Origin of the sequence: Sporosarcina sp. P34, assembly GCF_002743375.1 — a bacterium.
In the GTDB taxonomy this organism is placed as follows: domain Bacteria; phylum Bacillota; class Bacilli; order Bacillales_A; family Planococcaceae; genus Sporosarcina.
In genome coordinates this window covers 76,879-92,202 of sequence record NZ_PDZC01000006.1, presented here as the reverse complement: position 1 = coordinate 92,202, position 15,324 = coordinate 76,879, and the positions used below count along the sequence as shown (strand labels likewise).

Genomic DNA, 15,324 nt, shown 5'->3' with positions numbered 1-15,324 from the left:
ATTCCCCTTTTCCCTTAAGAATAAATTACCATCCAGTATCCATAAATTGAAGCGAGAATGACGAGAAGCCAAATGACAAATGCGCCTGCGCCTAGTTGCAATAAATCACGCTTCGTAAAATAACCATATTCATAACTGATTAAATGTATTGGTGATTGTGTTATCAATACAAAACCTGGTATTCCCATTAAAAATACCCCCATTGATAAATACAGTGGATCGTGCACGGGGAATGCTTCGCCTATCGCTAACGTCACAGGTAGCATAATCGTCAAAAATCCAAGAACATTGACGAAAAACAGTCTTAGTAAAGCCGTAACCAGCAATAGTGACAAGACCACCAGAAAATAAGAATCTATCGACAGCAAATTGATTAGCTGTGAAGCGAACCATTTTACTGCACCTGTTTTAATCAACATACTTGATAACATCAAAGTCGCTGCAAAAAACAGTAGCAAATCCCAACCAATCTTTTTCTTTGCCGTCTCCCATTGCCAGATCCCTGTAAACGGAAGTACTGTCAATATCGCGCCAAACAGTGCAACCAGGGAAACAGAAAACCCATGCATACTTCCTGTCATCCACAACATAACCGTCAATACAAGAATCGCAAGAACTTTCCATTCGTTGCATGTTATATGTCCAAGTGCTACTATTTTTTGAGCAATGACTCTCTCAAGTTCTGCACCTTCGATCTGTTCAGGTGGGAATACTAAAAGAAAAAGTAGGAATAATAACAATAAAAATACGATAATAGGAGGGCCCATATATAAAATCCAATGAACATAATCGAGCCCCTCCATTACATCTCCCAGCAATCCATAAGCATATAACGTCGAGCTAGCACCCGTTGCCACTACCGCCCCAGATATCGGCACAATAAGCGTCAAGCCAACGAACAGTGACTTCGCTAACCTTTCTACGGAACCCATCATCTTTAAATGCTTGACAATGCTATCCAGTACCGATGACACTAAGCTCGCTTTCCCTACATTAGACGGAATAAACAGCGACAAGATAAACATCAGAACAAACGAGAAAAACAGTAGCCATCGACTTGAACCTTTTGATAAGGAAAGAAGCTTTAAAGACAAGCGGCTAGCAAGTCCAGATTCGATGAATGCACCTGCTAAAATGAATGTCGAAAATAGCAGCCAAACAATCTCTGAAGCAAAATAGCTCAATGTTTCTTCGTATGTAAAGAAGTGCACAGAAAGCAATAACATTAGTAGCAACGAACTGAATGCCAAAGGAAAGACCCCACCAATCCACAGTACTTGGATAATGATGAGGCATGCAATAGCACGTACTACTTCTGTTGTCTCCACCAAGGGAGACAACGTCATGATATATAGCAAAACAGTAAAGCTAAATAGCAGTTTTTTCATTTTTGTCATAGCCGCCATATAATCAATTACATTGCTTCGCTATTGTTTTTTCCCGCTTTACGCTTCATTAACCAAGAGGATAAGAACGGGAAGCCTAGCGAAACAATTGTCATGATAACAAGTGCGATAGTAATTGGCGAAGCCGTAAGAATCCCAATAGCGTTTGGATATGAGATCAAACTCATTCGGAAGTTTTGTTCCATGTCTGACCCGACAATAACCGCCAAAATTAGTGGAGCTACCGGGAAGTTCAGCATCTTCATGAACAAACCAACGAAACCGAATACAATCAAAATTAAGAAGTCTACAGTGCTGTAACCAAGTGTATAGGTACCTATAAACGCCAGCATCATAATAACAGGATAGAGTACGCGCGGCGGTGTATCTAGAATCTTCACGAGGATTCCAACAAGTGCAATATTTAGTATAACTAGGAATAAGTTACCGATAAACATACTATTAACGAACGTCCACACCATATCGGGGTTATTCTCGAATAATAGCGGGCCGGGCTTTAAACCGAGCATGACAATCGCGCCAAGGATAACAGCAGTTGTTCCTGATCCCGGTATACCCATAGCAAGCATAGGGATAAATGCTCCAACTGCCGCTGCGTTGTTAGAAGACTCTGGTGCAGCCAAACCTTCAATTGCACCTTCCCCGAATTCTTCTGGTTGCTTCGATATTTGTTTCTCCAGTGAGTAACTCAACATCGATGCAATCGCACCGCCTGCCCCAGGAAGTACACCGATTAAGAAACCGACCGGACCATTACGAATAATTGGCCATTTTGATCGTTTCCATTGTTCTTTTGTGATCCAAATCTTGCCAACGGACTTTTTCTCTCCCACCGGCTTATTGATTGATAAGAAGTTGTATAGTACTTCACCAACTGCATAAATACCGATGATCACGACAAGAAAATCAATACCTTCGCTCAAGTGAACATTACCCATCGTGAAACGGTAGACTCCAGTCTGCAAATCAATTCCTACTGTACTGATCATCAATCCGATACACATCGAAATGAAACCTTTGACCATCTGTCCTTTTGCTAATGCCACAATTGCGGATAATGTGAATATCATTAATAAAAAGTACTCGGCCGGACCGAATCGTAATGCAAAACTGGCGAGTGGCTTCGCCAAGACAATAAAACCAACAACTGCAATTAGTCCCCCAATTAACGAAGCAATAGCAGATATCGCAAGTGCTTGTCCCGCCTGACCTTTCTGTGCCATGGGATAGCCGTCAAAAGTAGCGGCAATAGCTGATCCGTCACCTGGTGTATTCAGCAAGATTGAACTTCTCGATCCGCCATACATAGCACCGTAATAAATAGCAGCCATTAAAATTAATGCACTTGTTGGCTCCATTCCAAATGTGATTGGAATTAGCAAGGCAATTGCGGTTGCTGGCCCAAGACCAGGCAGCATTCCGACGACTGTTCCGAGGAACCCACCGAGTGCGATCCAAAATAAGTTCATTGGTTGAATTGTAGTGAAAAATCCATCTAAGATAGTTTGTACATCTATTCCCATATCGGTTCCTCCTTTAAGGTAAACTAACCTGCAACAGCGTTCCAAATGCATACCATGTTACGAACGAAAATGCGACCGCAATAATAATATTAGACATCCATTTCTTGCGTCCATTCAATAAGAACAATAATCCAGCAAGGAACAGGATAGTCGAATACAAGAAACCAATCCGATCAAATAATACTGTATAAATTAGCATCAACATGAGCGATACAAGCAAATATGCTGGTGACTTGCCAATTCGCAAGGCACGGAAATCAGCGAAGTCATTAACTCGTGCCTTGAATTCCTGGAGGAAATAGACAATTCCTGAGATAATTAAAATAATAGCGATTAAAAGCGGGAAATACATCGGACCGTTCGGGTTTCCGAGATTTGATTTAGGCAAGTTGATTGCATTGATTAGCATAATGACACCAACTAAAGTTGCCAGGATTGGGGTTATGTAACGAACCATACAGTGTTCCTCCTCCTAATTGAATAATTTAAAAAGCGAGCCCGCTTGAGCGGGACTCAACCTTTTTATGAGTACTTATTTCTGTAAACCAGACTCGTCAATCAGTTCTGTATACATTTCATTTTGCTCTTTCAAGAACTGCGTTGTTTCAGCACTGTCTTGATAGAAATCTTCCCAACCATTGTTCTCTAGCAATTGTTTCCAAGAGTCCGTCTCAACCATTTCACTGAACGCTTCGTTCCAATATGTGATCTCATCTTCTGTCATATCCGGTGGTCCGAGAATACCGCGCCAGTGAGGAAACACTATATCTACGCCTTCTTCTGTCCACGTTGGTACGTCAGGCAATTCTTCCAGACGTTCGTCAGCTGAAATTGCTACAATCTTAAATTTTCCCGCAAGATGTTGTTCTGCCGATTCAGACACTGCCATGGTCGCTGCATCTACATGACCGCCAAGCAAGCTTGTCATTACATCACCGCCGCTTTCATATACGAGGAAGTTTAATTTTGTAATATCTACGCCAAATGTTTTGGCTGCTTTTACGAAAGACAAATGATCATTATTCCCAAGGCCAGGCGCAATGCCGATCTTCACGGACGCAGGATCTTTTTTGAGTTGTTCCATTAAATCTGTTGCCGTTTCATAGGGAGAACCATTTTTAACCGCTACCGAAATCCACTCTGTTGTTAATGTAGCAAGCGGCGTGAACTCCTCATATGTAAGATCACTTTGACCAAGCAAATTATTTGTAATTAGTAAACTGGAGTCAATTGCCAATGTATGTGCGTCTTTCTTGGATAGATACTGCCAACCTACTTCACCGTTACCGCCTGGTTTATTGATGACTGTCATACTCTGATCTATAATTTCTTCCTCTTTCATAATCTTTTGTATTGCACGGGCTGTAGCATCCCAGCCGCCTCCTGGTGTTGCTGGTGCAATGAACTCAAGATTCTTCTTTGGGTAAGCCGAATCGTCTTTTTCACCTGCATTACCTGATGAACAAGCCCCTAGAATAAGTGCAAATGATAGTGCTGCTACGCCTACTATTTTTTTCATACTGTTCTCCTCTTTTCTATCTGATTTATCATCTATAGATAGTGTACTTTATCAACTCTAAATTGTAACCGTTTACAATATTAACAATTCAAAATACTTTAACGGCATTTTGTTCATTATGTTTACACGAAAAAGCATCCCTCGAAAGGATGCTAATGAGTGTCTATAAAATGGTTATCACCACCATTGAATGAATGAGTTGTATTGAAATATATCTCAACAAGATAATGCTTTCAATTGATCTATTGATTTATGACATACATCAATAATCTATCAACATGAATTTATAATCCAAAATATTTTCGTTCCGGCCTTCCAATAATTCCGTATTCGAGTTCAGCCCTCATCTTTCCTTCTGCAATTAAATATTCTAAATACCTTCTTGCTGTCGTACGCGAAGCGCCTAGTTTTTCACCTACTTCCTCTGCTGTCGTTCCTTCTGTTAAAGGGTTAACGATATCTAGCACTTTTTGCAACGTTAAAGGATGAATGCCCTTAGGAAGATTTGTTCCATTTTCTCGTGTTGCTACCGCATGAACGAATAGTTTATCAATCTCTTCTTGATCTACATGTGGGCTTTCCTGAAGAAATAGGCACCGCTGTTGATAGCGATCAATAACTTCTCGCAACTTGGTTAATTCAACAGGTTTCACTAAGTAATGAAACGCACCTGCCGCTAAACTTTGCGCTACCAATTCACGATCTGTAGCTGCAGTAATGATGATGAAATCCAAAGACGGATAGTGAATTTTCAGCTCACGTACCAAGTCAATACCTGACTGGTCTGGCATGTAAACATCCACCAACAGTAAATCCGCTGGCTGTTTTTTAAGCATTCCCCACGTATCTTTCGCACGTAACGCTTGCCAGACTACTTCCACTCCATCTACACTTTCTAAAAAATGCTGATGTATAGAAGCAATACGAAAATCATCTTCAACAATTCCCACATGAATCATTTTATTTCACGCTCCTTATTTTCTATATGTTTTGGAATATAGACAGAAAAGATTGTTCCTTCTTTTGTACTCGACACTTGAATTGTCCCACCAAGCGAACTAACAGCTTGATGAACATTCGCCAAGCCAAAACCTCTTCCCGTCGTAGATTTTGTTGAATAACCTTTTTGATAAAGCGTATCCATTTGATTTTTCTGAATACCACGTCCATTATCTGACACTTCAAATATAATATCTTCTCCAAAGTCCAGAGTGAAAAAGGAAACTTGTCCTCCTAAATTTTTCGCAGTTTCTTCCAGTGCATTATCGATTAGATTCCCTAGAATAACAGTCAATGCACCTGTTCCGAACCATTTCGGTAACGATTCCAAACTGCTATTGTCATCGATTTCGAATCCTACTTTCATTTCAGATGCCTTACCTATCTTTCCAAAGAGAATAGCCTGTACATGGGGGTCTCTAATGTTTTCGAGAATGAACTGATTCGTGTTATCACTAATATTAATTTCCGTTTGAATTGTACAAACAGCTTCCTCATACTTACCGAGTTGTAATAAACCCGAGATTAAATAAAGTTTATTTGTAAATTCATGCGTCTGTGCTCTCAAGTCATCCGAGTACTTCCTAACTTCATAGAGCGTATTCACAACTTCAGCCATTTCTGTTGTATCACGAAATGTAATCAAGGCACCTTTTAGCACACCTTCAAGTCGCAATGGCATCGCACTGACAACTAGTCTTTTTGCAGAATAGACGATTTCAAAAGATTGAATTACAGATTCATTTAATTCCGCTACAGTAGGTAAGTTAGGAAAGATAGTATCCAAGTCATCTCCAATACGATTCCTTTTTATATTAAGAATGGAACGAGCGGCAGTATTAATTAGTGTAATCTTACCTGATTGGCTTACTGCAATAATGCCTTCATCGATTGATGACAGTATCGCTTTTCTTTCCATATAAAATTTTGCAATTTGTTCTGGATCTAATCCAAAAGTATCTTTTCTGATCGATTTCGCCAGACGGAAACTGATGTAAATTCCAAGGGCTAGAATAAGCAATGATATATATATCAGTTTTTCTACGCGGTTATATACAATGTTTCGTAAATCTGAAATGAGGTATCCTACTGTTACAACTCCAATAATTTGATTTTCTTCCTTATTATAAATGGGCGCTTTACTGCTAACAGAAGGCCCGATTATTTCGTTCGACAGCATTGAATAATTTGCTCCAAACACAATCGCTTTGTAACCATCTTTATATGGAATCACTTTGCCTATTTGGTTACTATCCGGTGAAGCAAGTACTTGTCCTGCTTTGTCTTGAATCACAATAAACGTGGCATCTACTTGATTTGAATAATGTTCGATTACCGCTTCCAAATCGCCTATTTTTTCTACGTCCGTTTTTTCTTCCAGTCCTACTTTAACTGTATCCATATACGAAAGCATCTTTGCAGTTTGTAGTCCGACTGTATGGCTACGATCAAATAAATTCAGATAATCTGTGATGACAAAGACGATAAGCATAAGTGACATTAAAAATAAAACAAGTGAAGTGACCATTAACAGTATTTTATTTTGTAGTTTTGATTTCAGCACTATTCGTCACTTCCGAAGACACATTTTTTATACATCATTTGAACTTCTACTTTATCAAACATAAGTATGTGTAATATTAAAACATTGCTTTATAGAATCTATGTAAGTAGAACGACGTGAGAGCGAGTGGTTTTCATGCAATTCTTCGTCGCCTTGTCTAATATAGTTCTTTTTACATTTCTCCATGGATTATACCTTCCCATCTGGAGTCCCATCTCTCATGTGCTTAACAAATATTTTGATACGTTTTTAGAAGTAAAAAGCATAAACCCTATATTTGAGCTTATGCTTATGTATTCAATTTTTATTTTTTCAACCCTTGTAAAAATAAGTATGTCATCTCTTCTGCCAATTCTTCTGGTGTATGTGTGCCCGTCCATAGTTTGGTGATCGCTAGATATTCAATAGCTCCAACCATTGCTGCAGCGACAACGCCAAAGTTTATATTGGTATGAAAATATCCAAGCTCTGCTTCTTCTTTAAGATTACGTTCTAATTGTGCGGTCATTTGTTCTTTAATGTTAACGGCTTCTTCTGATACAACAAAACCAATCCGTGCAACTTCTTCATTCTGCTGGAATAGTTCAAAAACAGCACATAAACCATAAGCAATTCGCTCCATTAGCCCTTCTTCTGCTATATCTGCGGGAAGTTTGCTTTGTGCTACAAGATGATATAATTTTTCTTTAAATATATCGACTAATTCCTGAAATACAGCTTCTTTACTTTTAAAATATAAGTAGAACGTTGGCTGTGTGACATTTGCTTCCTTCACAATATCACTGATCTTCGTTTTATAAAAACCATGAATAGCGAATTGTGTGGCGGAAATCTCCAAAAGTGTTTGACGACTTTTTTCGCCATCCGCTCCAACTCGTCGGCCTCTTTTTTTCAGTTGATACACTTCCTTTTCTAAAATAACAATTATCCATTGATACCCTAATTGTACAGCGGTACACTAAAAAAACCAAATAATACTTTGAATTTTGTAAGATATCAATCTATTTCTATGGATTAATTTAGAAATGACAACAATTAACACTTGCCCTTTTGCTTTTCATGCAGCATTATTAAATCACAACATGACTGAAGATGATTTTATAATAGCCATACTTGGAGTTGGACGTCTTCTATTTATATGTCCTCTTTAGAAATCTATCTTAGATCCAATCTATTTCTTCTCCGAAATGCATAGTTGGGAATGGTACCACTTCGTCTATACACACTTTTATTGTTTCTCTTTAACTATTTACTAATCCGTTAAGTATTTAATAGATTAAGTTGACATTCTGCAAGTTCTATCGAATAATGTAAGTAAGCGCTTTCATTATTAACTTACTAATTGAATAGATTATGTTAAGGAGGGATATTTATGAAGTTAGCCAGAAATATTATTATTGCCCTAATCGCAGGGGTAGTCGTCGGTTTACTATTGAATATCTTCACGCCTAGTCTTTTTACAAAAGCTGACGCATTTCTTTTTAAACCACTTGGTATAATCTTCTTGAATCTGATGAAGATGCTAGTCGTGCCCGTGGTATTCATTTCTATCGTCCTAGGAACGGTTGGAATTGGTGATCCAAAGAAATTAGGTAGAATTGGCGGGAAGACCATCGGCTATTTCTTGATAACTACAGCCATTGCCCTAGTTATTGCCATTTCAATCGGACTATTACTAAAGCCTGGTGAAGGAGGTAATTTCGAAACAGCCAATGCCACTTACGAAGCACAAGAAGCTCCACCAGTTGCGGAAACCCTATTAGGAATTATTCCTACAAATCCCGTGAGTGCTATGGCAGAAGGTAATATGCTTCAGATTATCTTCTTTGCAGCATTGGTTGGCTTTGGAATGGCCATGTTAGGTAGTAAAGTTGAAAGAGTACAAGAGTTTTTTGAGCAAGCAAATGAACTCATTATGTATCTGATTACATTTGTCATGAAGTTCGCGCCATACGGAGCATTCGGTTTGATTGCATCTGCTGTTGGAAGCCAGGGTATAGATGCATTGAAGGTAATGGGTATGTACATGGGAGTGGTTCTCGGAGCCCTCGTAATCCATACCATTTTCGTCTATGGCGGATCAATCGCATTGATCGGTAAGCGTAGCCCAATTTGGTTCTTCAAAAACTTCTTTCCAGCACAAGTTGTTGCATTCAGTACAGCAAGTTCTGCAGCAACACTACCGATTTCTATGAAAACAGCGCAAGAGAAGTTAAAAGTTCCCGAGTCTATTAGTTCGTTCACTCAATCCCTTGGGGCCACTATTAATATGGACGGTACCGCAATCATGCAAGGGGCAGCAGTAATCTTTATCGCACAGGCTTATGGCGTTGAATTAACTATGGGTCAGTTACTCACTGTTGTGTTAACTGCAGTACTTGCTAGTATTGGAACGGCTGCGGTTCCAGGTGCAGGCCTCATCATGTTAGCAATGGTTCTGACGTCAGTGGGCTTGCCGGTTGAAGGTATTGCACTCGTCCTCGGAGTAGATCGCCTACTTGATATGGTGCGTACAGCCGTCAACATTACCGGTGACGCTGCATGTGCTGTTATCGTTGCACAAACTGAAGGTGTGTTAGGGGAGCCAGATGTTGAAGAGGTTCAGAGAAATACGGAAATTGCATAACTTTCATTAATTCCTGTACGGAAAACTCTCGTGTGTTCAAACCATGACAGCTTTCCGTGCAGGATTTTTTATGTTGGAGACTGATGCGTGCTTCTAAAATTTCATCTTCAGAAATAGTAATGTACGTACCTTTGCAAAAGTATGGTTCAACGTCCTATTCATTATCTCCCTTATGTCGATATCATTTTCTTATTAATAGGTTTTTATATGTCTTTATCGGATAAACTGAATATATGGGAGGGATCACGTTGAATGTATTGATTGAATGGCACTATAAATCAAAAAAAGGAACACCAACCGTTTTCAAGTCCGGAGAATTACCTGCAGACCAAGCGCTGCTGATTGCTGAGGACTTAGAGAAAACAGGTCGCACAAAGCAAATCATGTTTACAGATCAATTTGATAGTTCCTGGACTATCAAGGAATTAAAAGGCTATTTGAAGGGCATCGAAACAGAGCCACATAATATCGTTGTATACTTCGATGGTGGTTTCGATTGGAATACAAAGTTGGCCGGTCTCGGTTGTGTCCTCTATTATAACCAAAATGGTAAATCTTATAGACTACGAAAAAACGCCACCGCTACACACTTATCTTCAAACAACGAAGCAGAATATGCAGCTCTTCATCTGTGCTTGCAAGAACTTGAAACGCTTGGAGCGCATCATTTACCCATTGAGATTATGGGTGACTCACGGGTAGTAATCAATCATTTAAGCGAAGAATGGCCTGTAATTGAAGAAGAACTGTACAGTTGGGCGAATAAAGTTGAAGAAAAGATGGAATCTTTAGGATTTCAACCACGGTATGAACTCATTTCACGCAAGAAGAACAGCGAAGCTGACCGTCTAGCTACACAGGCTTTGACGGGTGTGGAAATTACAGCGACCATTGAAAGAACATGAGAAGTTTAAGCATAACTACTAGCTATCCTATATATGAGTGGCATCATTCATTAAACTCTTACCGAAGTGCATATCACATTTAATACATCACCAACATTTTTTCGTTTCAAAAATCCTAGTTCAGACTGTCATGCAGACTGAACTAGGATTAGAAACGAATTATGCTTTTTTCATTTCGTACATGGATGTATCTGCCTTCTGAATCAGCGATTCAAAAGTCTCTCCATCATCTGGATAAACTGCGATTCCGATTGAAGCACTAACAACGTTGACCGATTCTATGTCTAAATTAGATAATTTACTTCTTAAACTCCGAACATAGTCTGAAAGAGTATCCTCTTTTAGATCAAGAATTACATGCACAAACTCGTCGCCACCCCATCGCACGACATAATCTTCTTTTTTCGCAATACTCATAATTAGTTCGGCAACGTGACGTAATAATTCATCACCTGTTTGATGACCGAATGTATCATTTATATTCTTAAAATCATCAAGATCGATCAATACTACGCCAATTTTCTTCCCTGTATTACTATATTGGGAAATCTGTTTCCTGAACACTTTATCTATTGTCCGTCGATTATATGCATTAGTTAGCGGATCTTTCTCTGCGTAAAACTTGGCTACGTCGTATTGTCTACCACCTATCCAGGCTACTAGCAAAAAAATCCCTGTCAAAATAAAGAAACTTTTTTCAAACCGATAACCTAAATAGACATGGTAATAGCCATAACGTAATATATTGAACAATATAACAATACACACTGCCACTACTCTACCTCTATACCCCATACTATATCCCCATATCAAACTACTCTTTTCTTTATCTTACCACAAATGAAATACACTAGAAAAGAGAATGGTTAATCGAAACTGCACAGACTATAGTGCTTTCTAGTTCACAGTCTGAGTGAGCCTCGGAATCCCCTTGCAGCATAATACGACTCTGCTCCATTGTGATACAAAAATACTTGATTGTATCGACGATCACAAAAAAGAGCTCCACCACGTTTCCTGATTTCTTCTGGCGTCTGCACCCAGCTCGATGTTTTTCTATCAAACTCCCCAAACTGTTGGAGCCAACGGTATTGTTCCTCTGTCAATAATTCAATTCCCATCCCATTCGCTAGATCCATCGCGTTGTTCTCGGGCTTGTTCTTCTTTCTAGACTCTAATGCTTCTCGATCATAGCAAACACTTCGGCGACCGACAGGGCTCTCTGCCGAACAATCAAAAAAAATATATTGATCCGTGATTTCATCATAATCCACTACGTCTGGTTCCCCTCCCGTAACTTCCATTTCATTGAGGGACCATAGCTTTTCCCCGTTTTCTAAAAGCTTGGCATGTACTGAAGACCAATCCATATCCGCGTGGCGAACCATATTATTTACAAAACGTAATTGAAGTGTTTCGAGGACTTTTTCCTGTTCTTCAGTTGATAACCTGTTATTTACATTTGTCATGTTCTCTTCCTCCTTATTCACTATAACGCCCTGGTTACTAGGTGTAGTATGTTCATGTTAAATGTTTATACAAGTAGTTCAGCTATTTTTTCTAACTATCATACGAAAATGAATTGTCAAACTGTGCTCGGTGACTGGAAAACGTAAAAGCACTACCTCACAGATCTCTCGGTTTTTTCTATGGATTAACAGATATTACTTACAAACATGGTATAATAATAAGCAGATTATTACCATACTATCGTTAGTACATCGGACGAATGAAAGATGACCCTGATTTTCGGGAGGAGATTGTAAGATGAATGAATATATGAATATTCTTGTCGCGGTAGATGGTTCAAGTGAAGCAAAACAGGCTTTTTATAAATCGCTAGAAGTTGTAAAGCATGAAGAAAATGCGAGATTGCACATCGTCAGCGTCATTGATATCTTTTCGATTGACGAAGATGACACTTCCTATTTAGAAAGAGAAGAGCAACGCATAGGGGATTTGCTGAATAGCTATATAACCCTTGCTAAAGAAAAAGGTATTGACGATGTGGAAACATACATCAAACATGGTGATCCGAAAGTAAGTATTTCCAAAGAACTTGCTCAAGTAATAGAAGCCGACTTAATCGTCTGCGGTGCTCAAGGTGTGAAGAACGTAGAGCATTTTTTTCTAGGCTCTGTCTCTGAGGCAATTGTTTTGACTGCATCATGTGACGTATTAGTCGTCCGAGGTAGTGTAAAATAATACATGAATGCCTGCATAACAGTAGACTGAAAATCCGCTGTTACACAAGCATTCGTTTATTTTTTATAAACAATTTTCATTCCCTTTTGATCCAATAAGTATCGAAGACCTTCACGGAAATTCGTAAACGCACGAAGTTGATTAAATTTCGATACATTGGATAGAATTAAATTTTGAGCAAACTCCGGTGAAAAACCTACAAAAATGGTTTCTGTACCCATTAATTGCAACACACTGACCAATTCATTAATTTTTTCACTCAATAACTCATACCCCATATTTTCTTCTACTGCCAAATTGCTAATATCGGTAAAATCAAAGACTACTGTAAGTATGTTGTTAGCAGATATTCTTTGCACAATCTTTTCTTGGATATGCATAAAGCGTCCTACTGAAAGAACTCCTGTTAGCGGAACTAAAATGGTTTCTGGTACAATAGAAGGAATAATTGGCGCTGATAAATCCTCTATAATTTTCTCATACTTAATAATTTGTTTTCTAAGTTCAGTAATTTCTTGTGCTGAATTTATTTCTCCATTCATGTAAGAATCCCCCACCTAGCAAGTAGTATTGTATATTGACATACTTATATTCTCATGGATTAATCATACCATAAGATGATCGTATTGGACTTATCCAGTTCATTGCAAATCATTGAAATTTTACGTCTAACACTATAGACTAACTTAGTAACACCCCCAATTAAAAGGGTTTAAATATATGACCTATCGACCGGATACAAAGGTGCCTCCAGGCTCATTCAACAACTCGGATCTTCAAAGTTAGTAAACATATACACAACTGAGCATCAGGTGCTTCGGTATCTTTTCGATTGATTGACATTTCACGTAAAGTAACAAATAATTATAGGTAAGCGCTTTCAAAAATACGATATTTTTTGTCAAATACAACGAGAATGGTTCTTGAATCTTTCTATCCGAACGGTTCTCTTTAAGGAGCAAACACATATGGCATTCACGAGCTTACACCAACTGATCGAGCATGCGGAACAGAGTCATAAGCCAATTTACGAGTTAATGATTCAATCCGAAATTAAGCAAAAAAGCATGCAAAGAGAAACTATCATCAAGAAAATGTCAGAACAGTTTACGGTGATGGAAGAAGCTGTTCGTAAAGGGACAACTACATCTGTGATGTCACGCACAGGACTAACTGGCGGTGATGGACAGCGCTTATATGACTATGCCGAAAAGGGGAATTCTTTCGTTCATCCTTCTACTCTACACACCGCTGCAAATGCGCTAGCTGTCTCAGAGGTAAATGCGAATATGGGACGAATCGTCGCAACCCCTACTGCGGGATCAGCAGGAATATTGCCTGCCGTTCTCGTACATGCGCTAGATAGTGGCAAGTATACACGCGAACAAATTGTCTTATCCATGTTCACGGCTTCCGCGCTAGGCTTAGTCATCGCCAATCGCGCTTCCATTTCTGGAGCTGCAGGAGGATGCCAAGCAGAAGTCGGCTCCGCTACTGCAATGGCGGCAGGAACATTAGTGGAACTTGCCGGCGGCACACCCGAACAAGTCGGTCATGCAATAGGTATTGCGCTGAAAAACTCATTGGGACTTGTTTGTGATCCTGTGGCGGGTCTTGTAGAAATCCCTTGTATCATTCGAAATGGACTACATGCTATCACAGCTGAAGCGGCTGCAGATATGGCGATGGCAGGAGTGGTGAGCATCATCCCTCCTGACGAAGTGATCCATGTCATGCACGAAGTCGGACAAAATATGCCAGAGTCACTGCGCGAAACGGGTATAGGTGGCCTAGCTGGTACACCCACAGGGCAAAAACTGAAAAACCAAGTATTCGGGAAAGAAAAAGAGTCAAAAGAAAAAAGCAGTGGTGCGCCTGCTAAATACCAAAGTGCCTATGAAATCATTGGTCCTGTCATGATTGGCCCATCAAGCTCCCACACTGCTGGAGCCGTACGAATTGGAAACGTTGCGCATCAGCTATTGAACGAGCAACCCATTCATGCAAAGTTTTCACTAATGGGTTCTTTCGCAACGACCTATCAAGGACACGGTACCGACTTGGCACTTCTTGCCGGTGTCATGGGGTACAATACGACAGATGACAGAATTCCGCATGCGAAAGAACTTGCGATGGAGATAGGATTAGAATATGAATTTACGAAACGTGTGCTGGGGAGCTATCATCCAAATACCGTACTCATCGAGTTGACAGGACCAACCAACAAAGTAAAAGTCCTCGCCAGTTCACTTGGTGGAGGTAAAATCGAAGTCCAAGAACTTGATGATTATCCGTTAAAATTCTCAGGCGAACGTCCAGCACTATTGATCCGCCACACCGATCAAAAAGGCGTTATTGCAGATCTTTTAGGTATTCTCTCGAGAAAAGGAATCAATATTGCCCGTATGGCGAATGAACGATTTGCAATTGACGGTCCCGCTATTACGATTTGTGAAATCGATAGCTCTGTAGATGAAGAAATGCTTACGGAGTTAAAACGCGACGTACCTATTATTGATGATATTGTATTGGTGGAGACAGAATAAACAGCAGTAAAATACCAGACTTGAAGACACT

Annotated in this window: 14 protein-coding genes; 4 read left to right on the top strand and 10 right to left on the bottom strand. The window is 39.5% G+C overall.

What is annotated here, in order from left to right:
• Nucleotides 1-14: 14 nt before the first annotated feature.
• The 7 genes from CSV63_RS10480 to CSV63_RS10450 all read right to left on the bottom strand — a co-directional run bounded on the left by CSV63_RS10480 (nt 15) and on the right by CSV63_RS10450 (nt 7,915).
• Nucleotides 15-1,388: an SLC13 family permease gene (locus CSV63_RS10480; protein WP_099695824.1), complete on the bottom strand. Its 1,374-nt coding sequence runs from the start codon at nt 1,386-1,388 to the stop codon at nt 15-17.
• A gap of 26 nt (nt 1,389-1,414) precedes the next feature.
• A complete protein-coding gene (locus CSV63_RS10475) occupies nt 1,415-2,929 on the bottom strand; it encodes a tripartite tricarboxylate transporter permease (RefSeq protein WP_099695743.1) in 1,515 nt (504 codons plus the stop codon).
• 13 nt (nt 2,930-2,942) lie between these two features.
• Complete coding sequence (locus tag CSV63_RS10470; protein ID WP_099695742.1) at nt 2,943-3,386, bottom strand: tripartite tricarboxylate transporter TctB family protein; 444 nt, start codon at nt 3,384-3,386, stop codon at nt 2,943-2,945.
• Between the two features lie 75 nt (nt 3,387-3,461).
• The gene (locus tag CSV63_RS10465) at nt 3,462-4,448 is read right to left on the bottom strand and encodes a tripartite tricarboxylate transporter substrate binding protein (protein WP_099695741.1); all 987 of its coding nucleotides are present in this window, start codon (nt 4,446-4,448) and stop codon (nt 3,462-3,464) included.
• 284 nt (nt 4,449-4,732) lie between these two features.
• On the bottom strand, nt 4,733-5,407 hold the full coding sequence (locus CSV63_RS10460; protein WP_099695740.1) for a response regulator: 675 nt from the start codon (nt 5,405-5,407) through the stop codon (nt 4,733-4,735).
• A complete protein-coding gene (locus CSV63_RS10455; protein WP_099695739.1) occupies nt 5,404-7,011 on the bottom strand; it encodes a sensor histidine kinase in 1,608 nt (535 codons plus the stop codon). Before CSV63_RS10455 ends, CSV63_RS10460 begins: the two co-directional genes overlap by 4 nt.
• A 304-nt stretch (nt 7,012-7,315) precedes the next feature.
• A complete protein-coding gene (locus tag CSV63_RS10450) occupies nt 7,316-7,915 on the bottom strand; it encodes a TetR/AcrR family transcriptional regulator (protein WP_158233947.1) in 600 nt (199 codons plus the stop codon).
• 468 nt (nt 7,916-8,383) lie between these two features.
• On the opposite strand from CSV63_RS10450, the gene CSV63_RS10445 reads away from it, so the two are divergent.
• Nucleotides 8,384-9,637 (top strand): dicarboxylate/amino acid:cation symporter, encoded by a 1,254-nt coding sequence (locus CSV63_RS10445; RefSeq protein ID WP_099695737.1) that lies wholly within the window; start codon nt 8,384-8,386, stop codon nt 9,635-9,637.
• Between the two features lie 248 nt (nt 9,638-9,885).
• A complete protein-coding gene (locus CSV63_RS10440; protein WP_099695736.1) occupies nt 9,886-10,542 on the top strand; it encodes a reverse transcriptase-like protein in 657 nt (218 codons plus the stop codon).
• A gap of 159 nt (nt 10,543-10,701) precedes the next feature.
• Here CSV63_RS10440 and CSV63_RS10435 read toward each other — a convergent pair whose 3' ends face one another.
• Both CSV63_RS10435 and CSV63_RS10430 read right to left on the bottom strand, forming a co-directional pair.
• Nucleotides 10,702-11,337: a GGDEF domain-containing protein gene (locus CSV63_RS10435; protein WP_099695735.1), complete on the bottom strand. Its 636-nt coding sequence runs from the start codon at nt 11,335-11,337 to the stop codon at nt 10,702-10,704.
• A 107-nt stretch (nt 11,338-11,444) separates the two neighbouring features.
• Complete coding sequence (locus CSV63_RS10430) at nt 11,445-12,011, bottom strand: DUF4256 domain-containing protein (protein ID WP_099695734.1); 567 nt, start codon at nt 12,009-12,011, stop codon at nt 11,445-11,447.
• Between the two features lie 298 nt (nt 12,012-12,309).
• Here CSV63_RS10430 and CSV63_RS10425 point away from each other — a divergent pair, with 298 nt between their 5' ends.
• Complete coding sequence (locus CSV63_RS10425) at nt 12,310-12,747, top strand: universal stress protein (RefSeq protein WP_099695733.1); 438 nt, start codon at nt 12,310-12,312, stop codon at nt 12,745-12,747.
• A 56-nt stretch (nt 12,748-12,803) separates the two neighbouring features.
• Here CSV63_RS10425 and CSV63_RS10420 read toward each other — a convergent pair whose 3' ends face one another.
• On the bottom strand, nt 12,804-13,289 hold the full coding sequence (locus CSV63_RS10420; RefSeq protein WP_099695732.1) for an STAS domain-containing protein: 486 nt from the start codon (nt 13,287-13,289) through the stop codon (nt 12,804-12,806).
• A 426-nt stretch (nt 13,290-13,715) separates the two neighbouring features.
• On the opposite strand from CSV63_RS10420, the gene sdaAA reads away from it, so the two are divergent.
• Complete coding sequence (gene sdaAA, locus CSV63_RS10415; protein ID WP_099695731.1) at nt 13,716-15,293, top strand: L-serine ammonia-lyase, iron-sulfur-dependent, subunit alpha; 1,578 nt, start codon at nt 13,716-13,718, stop codon at nt 15,291-15,293.
• Nucleotides 15,294-15,324: the final 31 nt, after the last annotated feature.

Excerpts from the sequence above, each read along its gene's own strand:
- CSV63_RS10475 (WP_099695743.1), bottom strand. The coding sequence starts at position 2,929 with ATGGGAATAGATGTACAAACTATCTTAGATGGATTTTTCACTACAATT.
- CSV63_RS10435 (WP_099695735.1), bottom strand. The coding sequence starts at position 11,337 with ATGGGGTATAGAGGTAGAGTAGTGGCAGTGTGTATTGTTATATTGTTC.
- CSV63_RS10420 (WP_099695732.1), bottom strand. The coding sequence starts at position 13,289 with ATGAATGGAGAAATAAATTCAGCACAAGAAATTACTGAACTTAGAAAA.
- CSV63_RS10425 (WP_099695733.1), top strand. The coding sequence starts at position 12,310 with ATGAATGAATATATGAATATTCTTGTCGCGGTAGATGGTTCAAGTGAA.
- CSV63_RS10465 (WP_099695741.1), bottom strand. The coding sequence starts at position 4,448 with ATGAAAAAAATAGTAGGCGTAGCAGCACTATCATTTGCACTTATTCTA.
- CSV63_RS10445 (WP_099695737.1), top strand. The coding sequence starts at position 8,384 with ATGAAGTTAGCCAGAAATATTATTATTGCCCTAATCGCAGGGGTAGTC.
- sdaAA (WP_099695731.1), top strand. The coding sequence starts at position 13,716 with ATGGCATTCACGAGCTTACACCAACTGATCGAGCATGCGGAACAGAGT.
- CSV63_RS10480 (WP_099695824.1), bottom strand. The coding sequence starts at position 1,388 with ATGAAAAAACTGCTATTTAGCTTTACTGTTTTGCTATATATCATGACG.
- CSV63_RS10460 (WP_099695740.1), bottom strand. The coding sequence starts at position 5,407 with ATGATTCATGTGGGAATTGTTGAAGATGATTTTCGTATTGCTTCTATA.
- CSV63_RS10470 (WP_099695742.1), bottom strand. The coding sequence starts at position 3,386 with ATGGTTCGTTACATAACCCCAATCCTGGCAACTTTAGTTGGTGTCATT.
- CSV63_RS10430 (WP_099695734.1), bottom strand. The coding sequence starts at position 12,011 with ATGACAAATGTAAATAACAGGTTATCAACTGAAGAACAGGAAAAAGTC.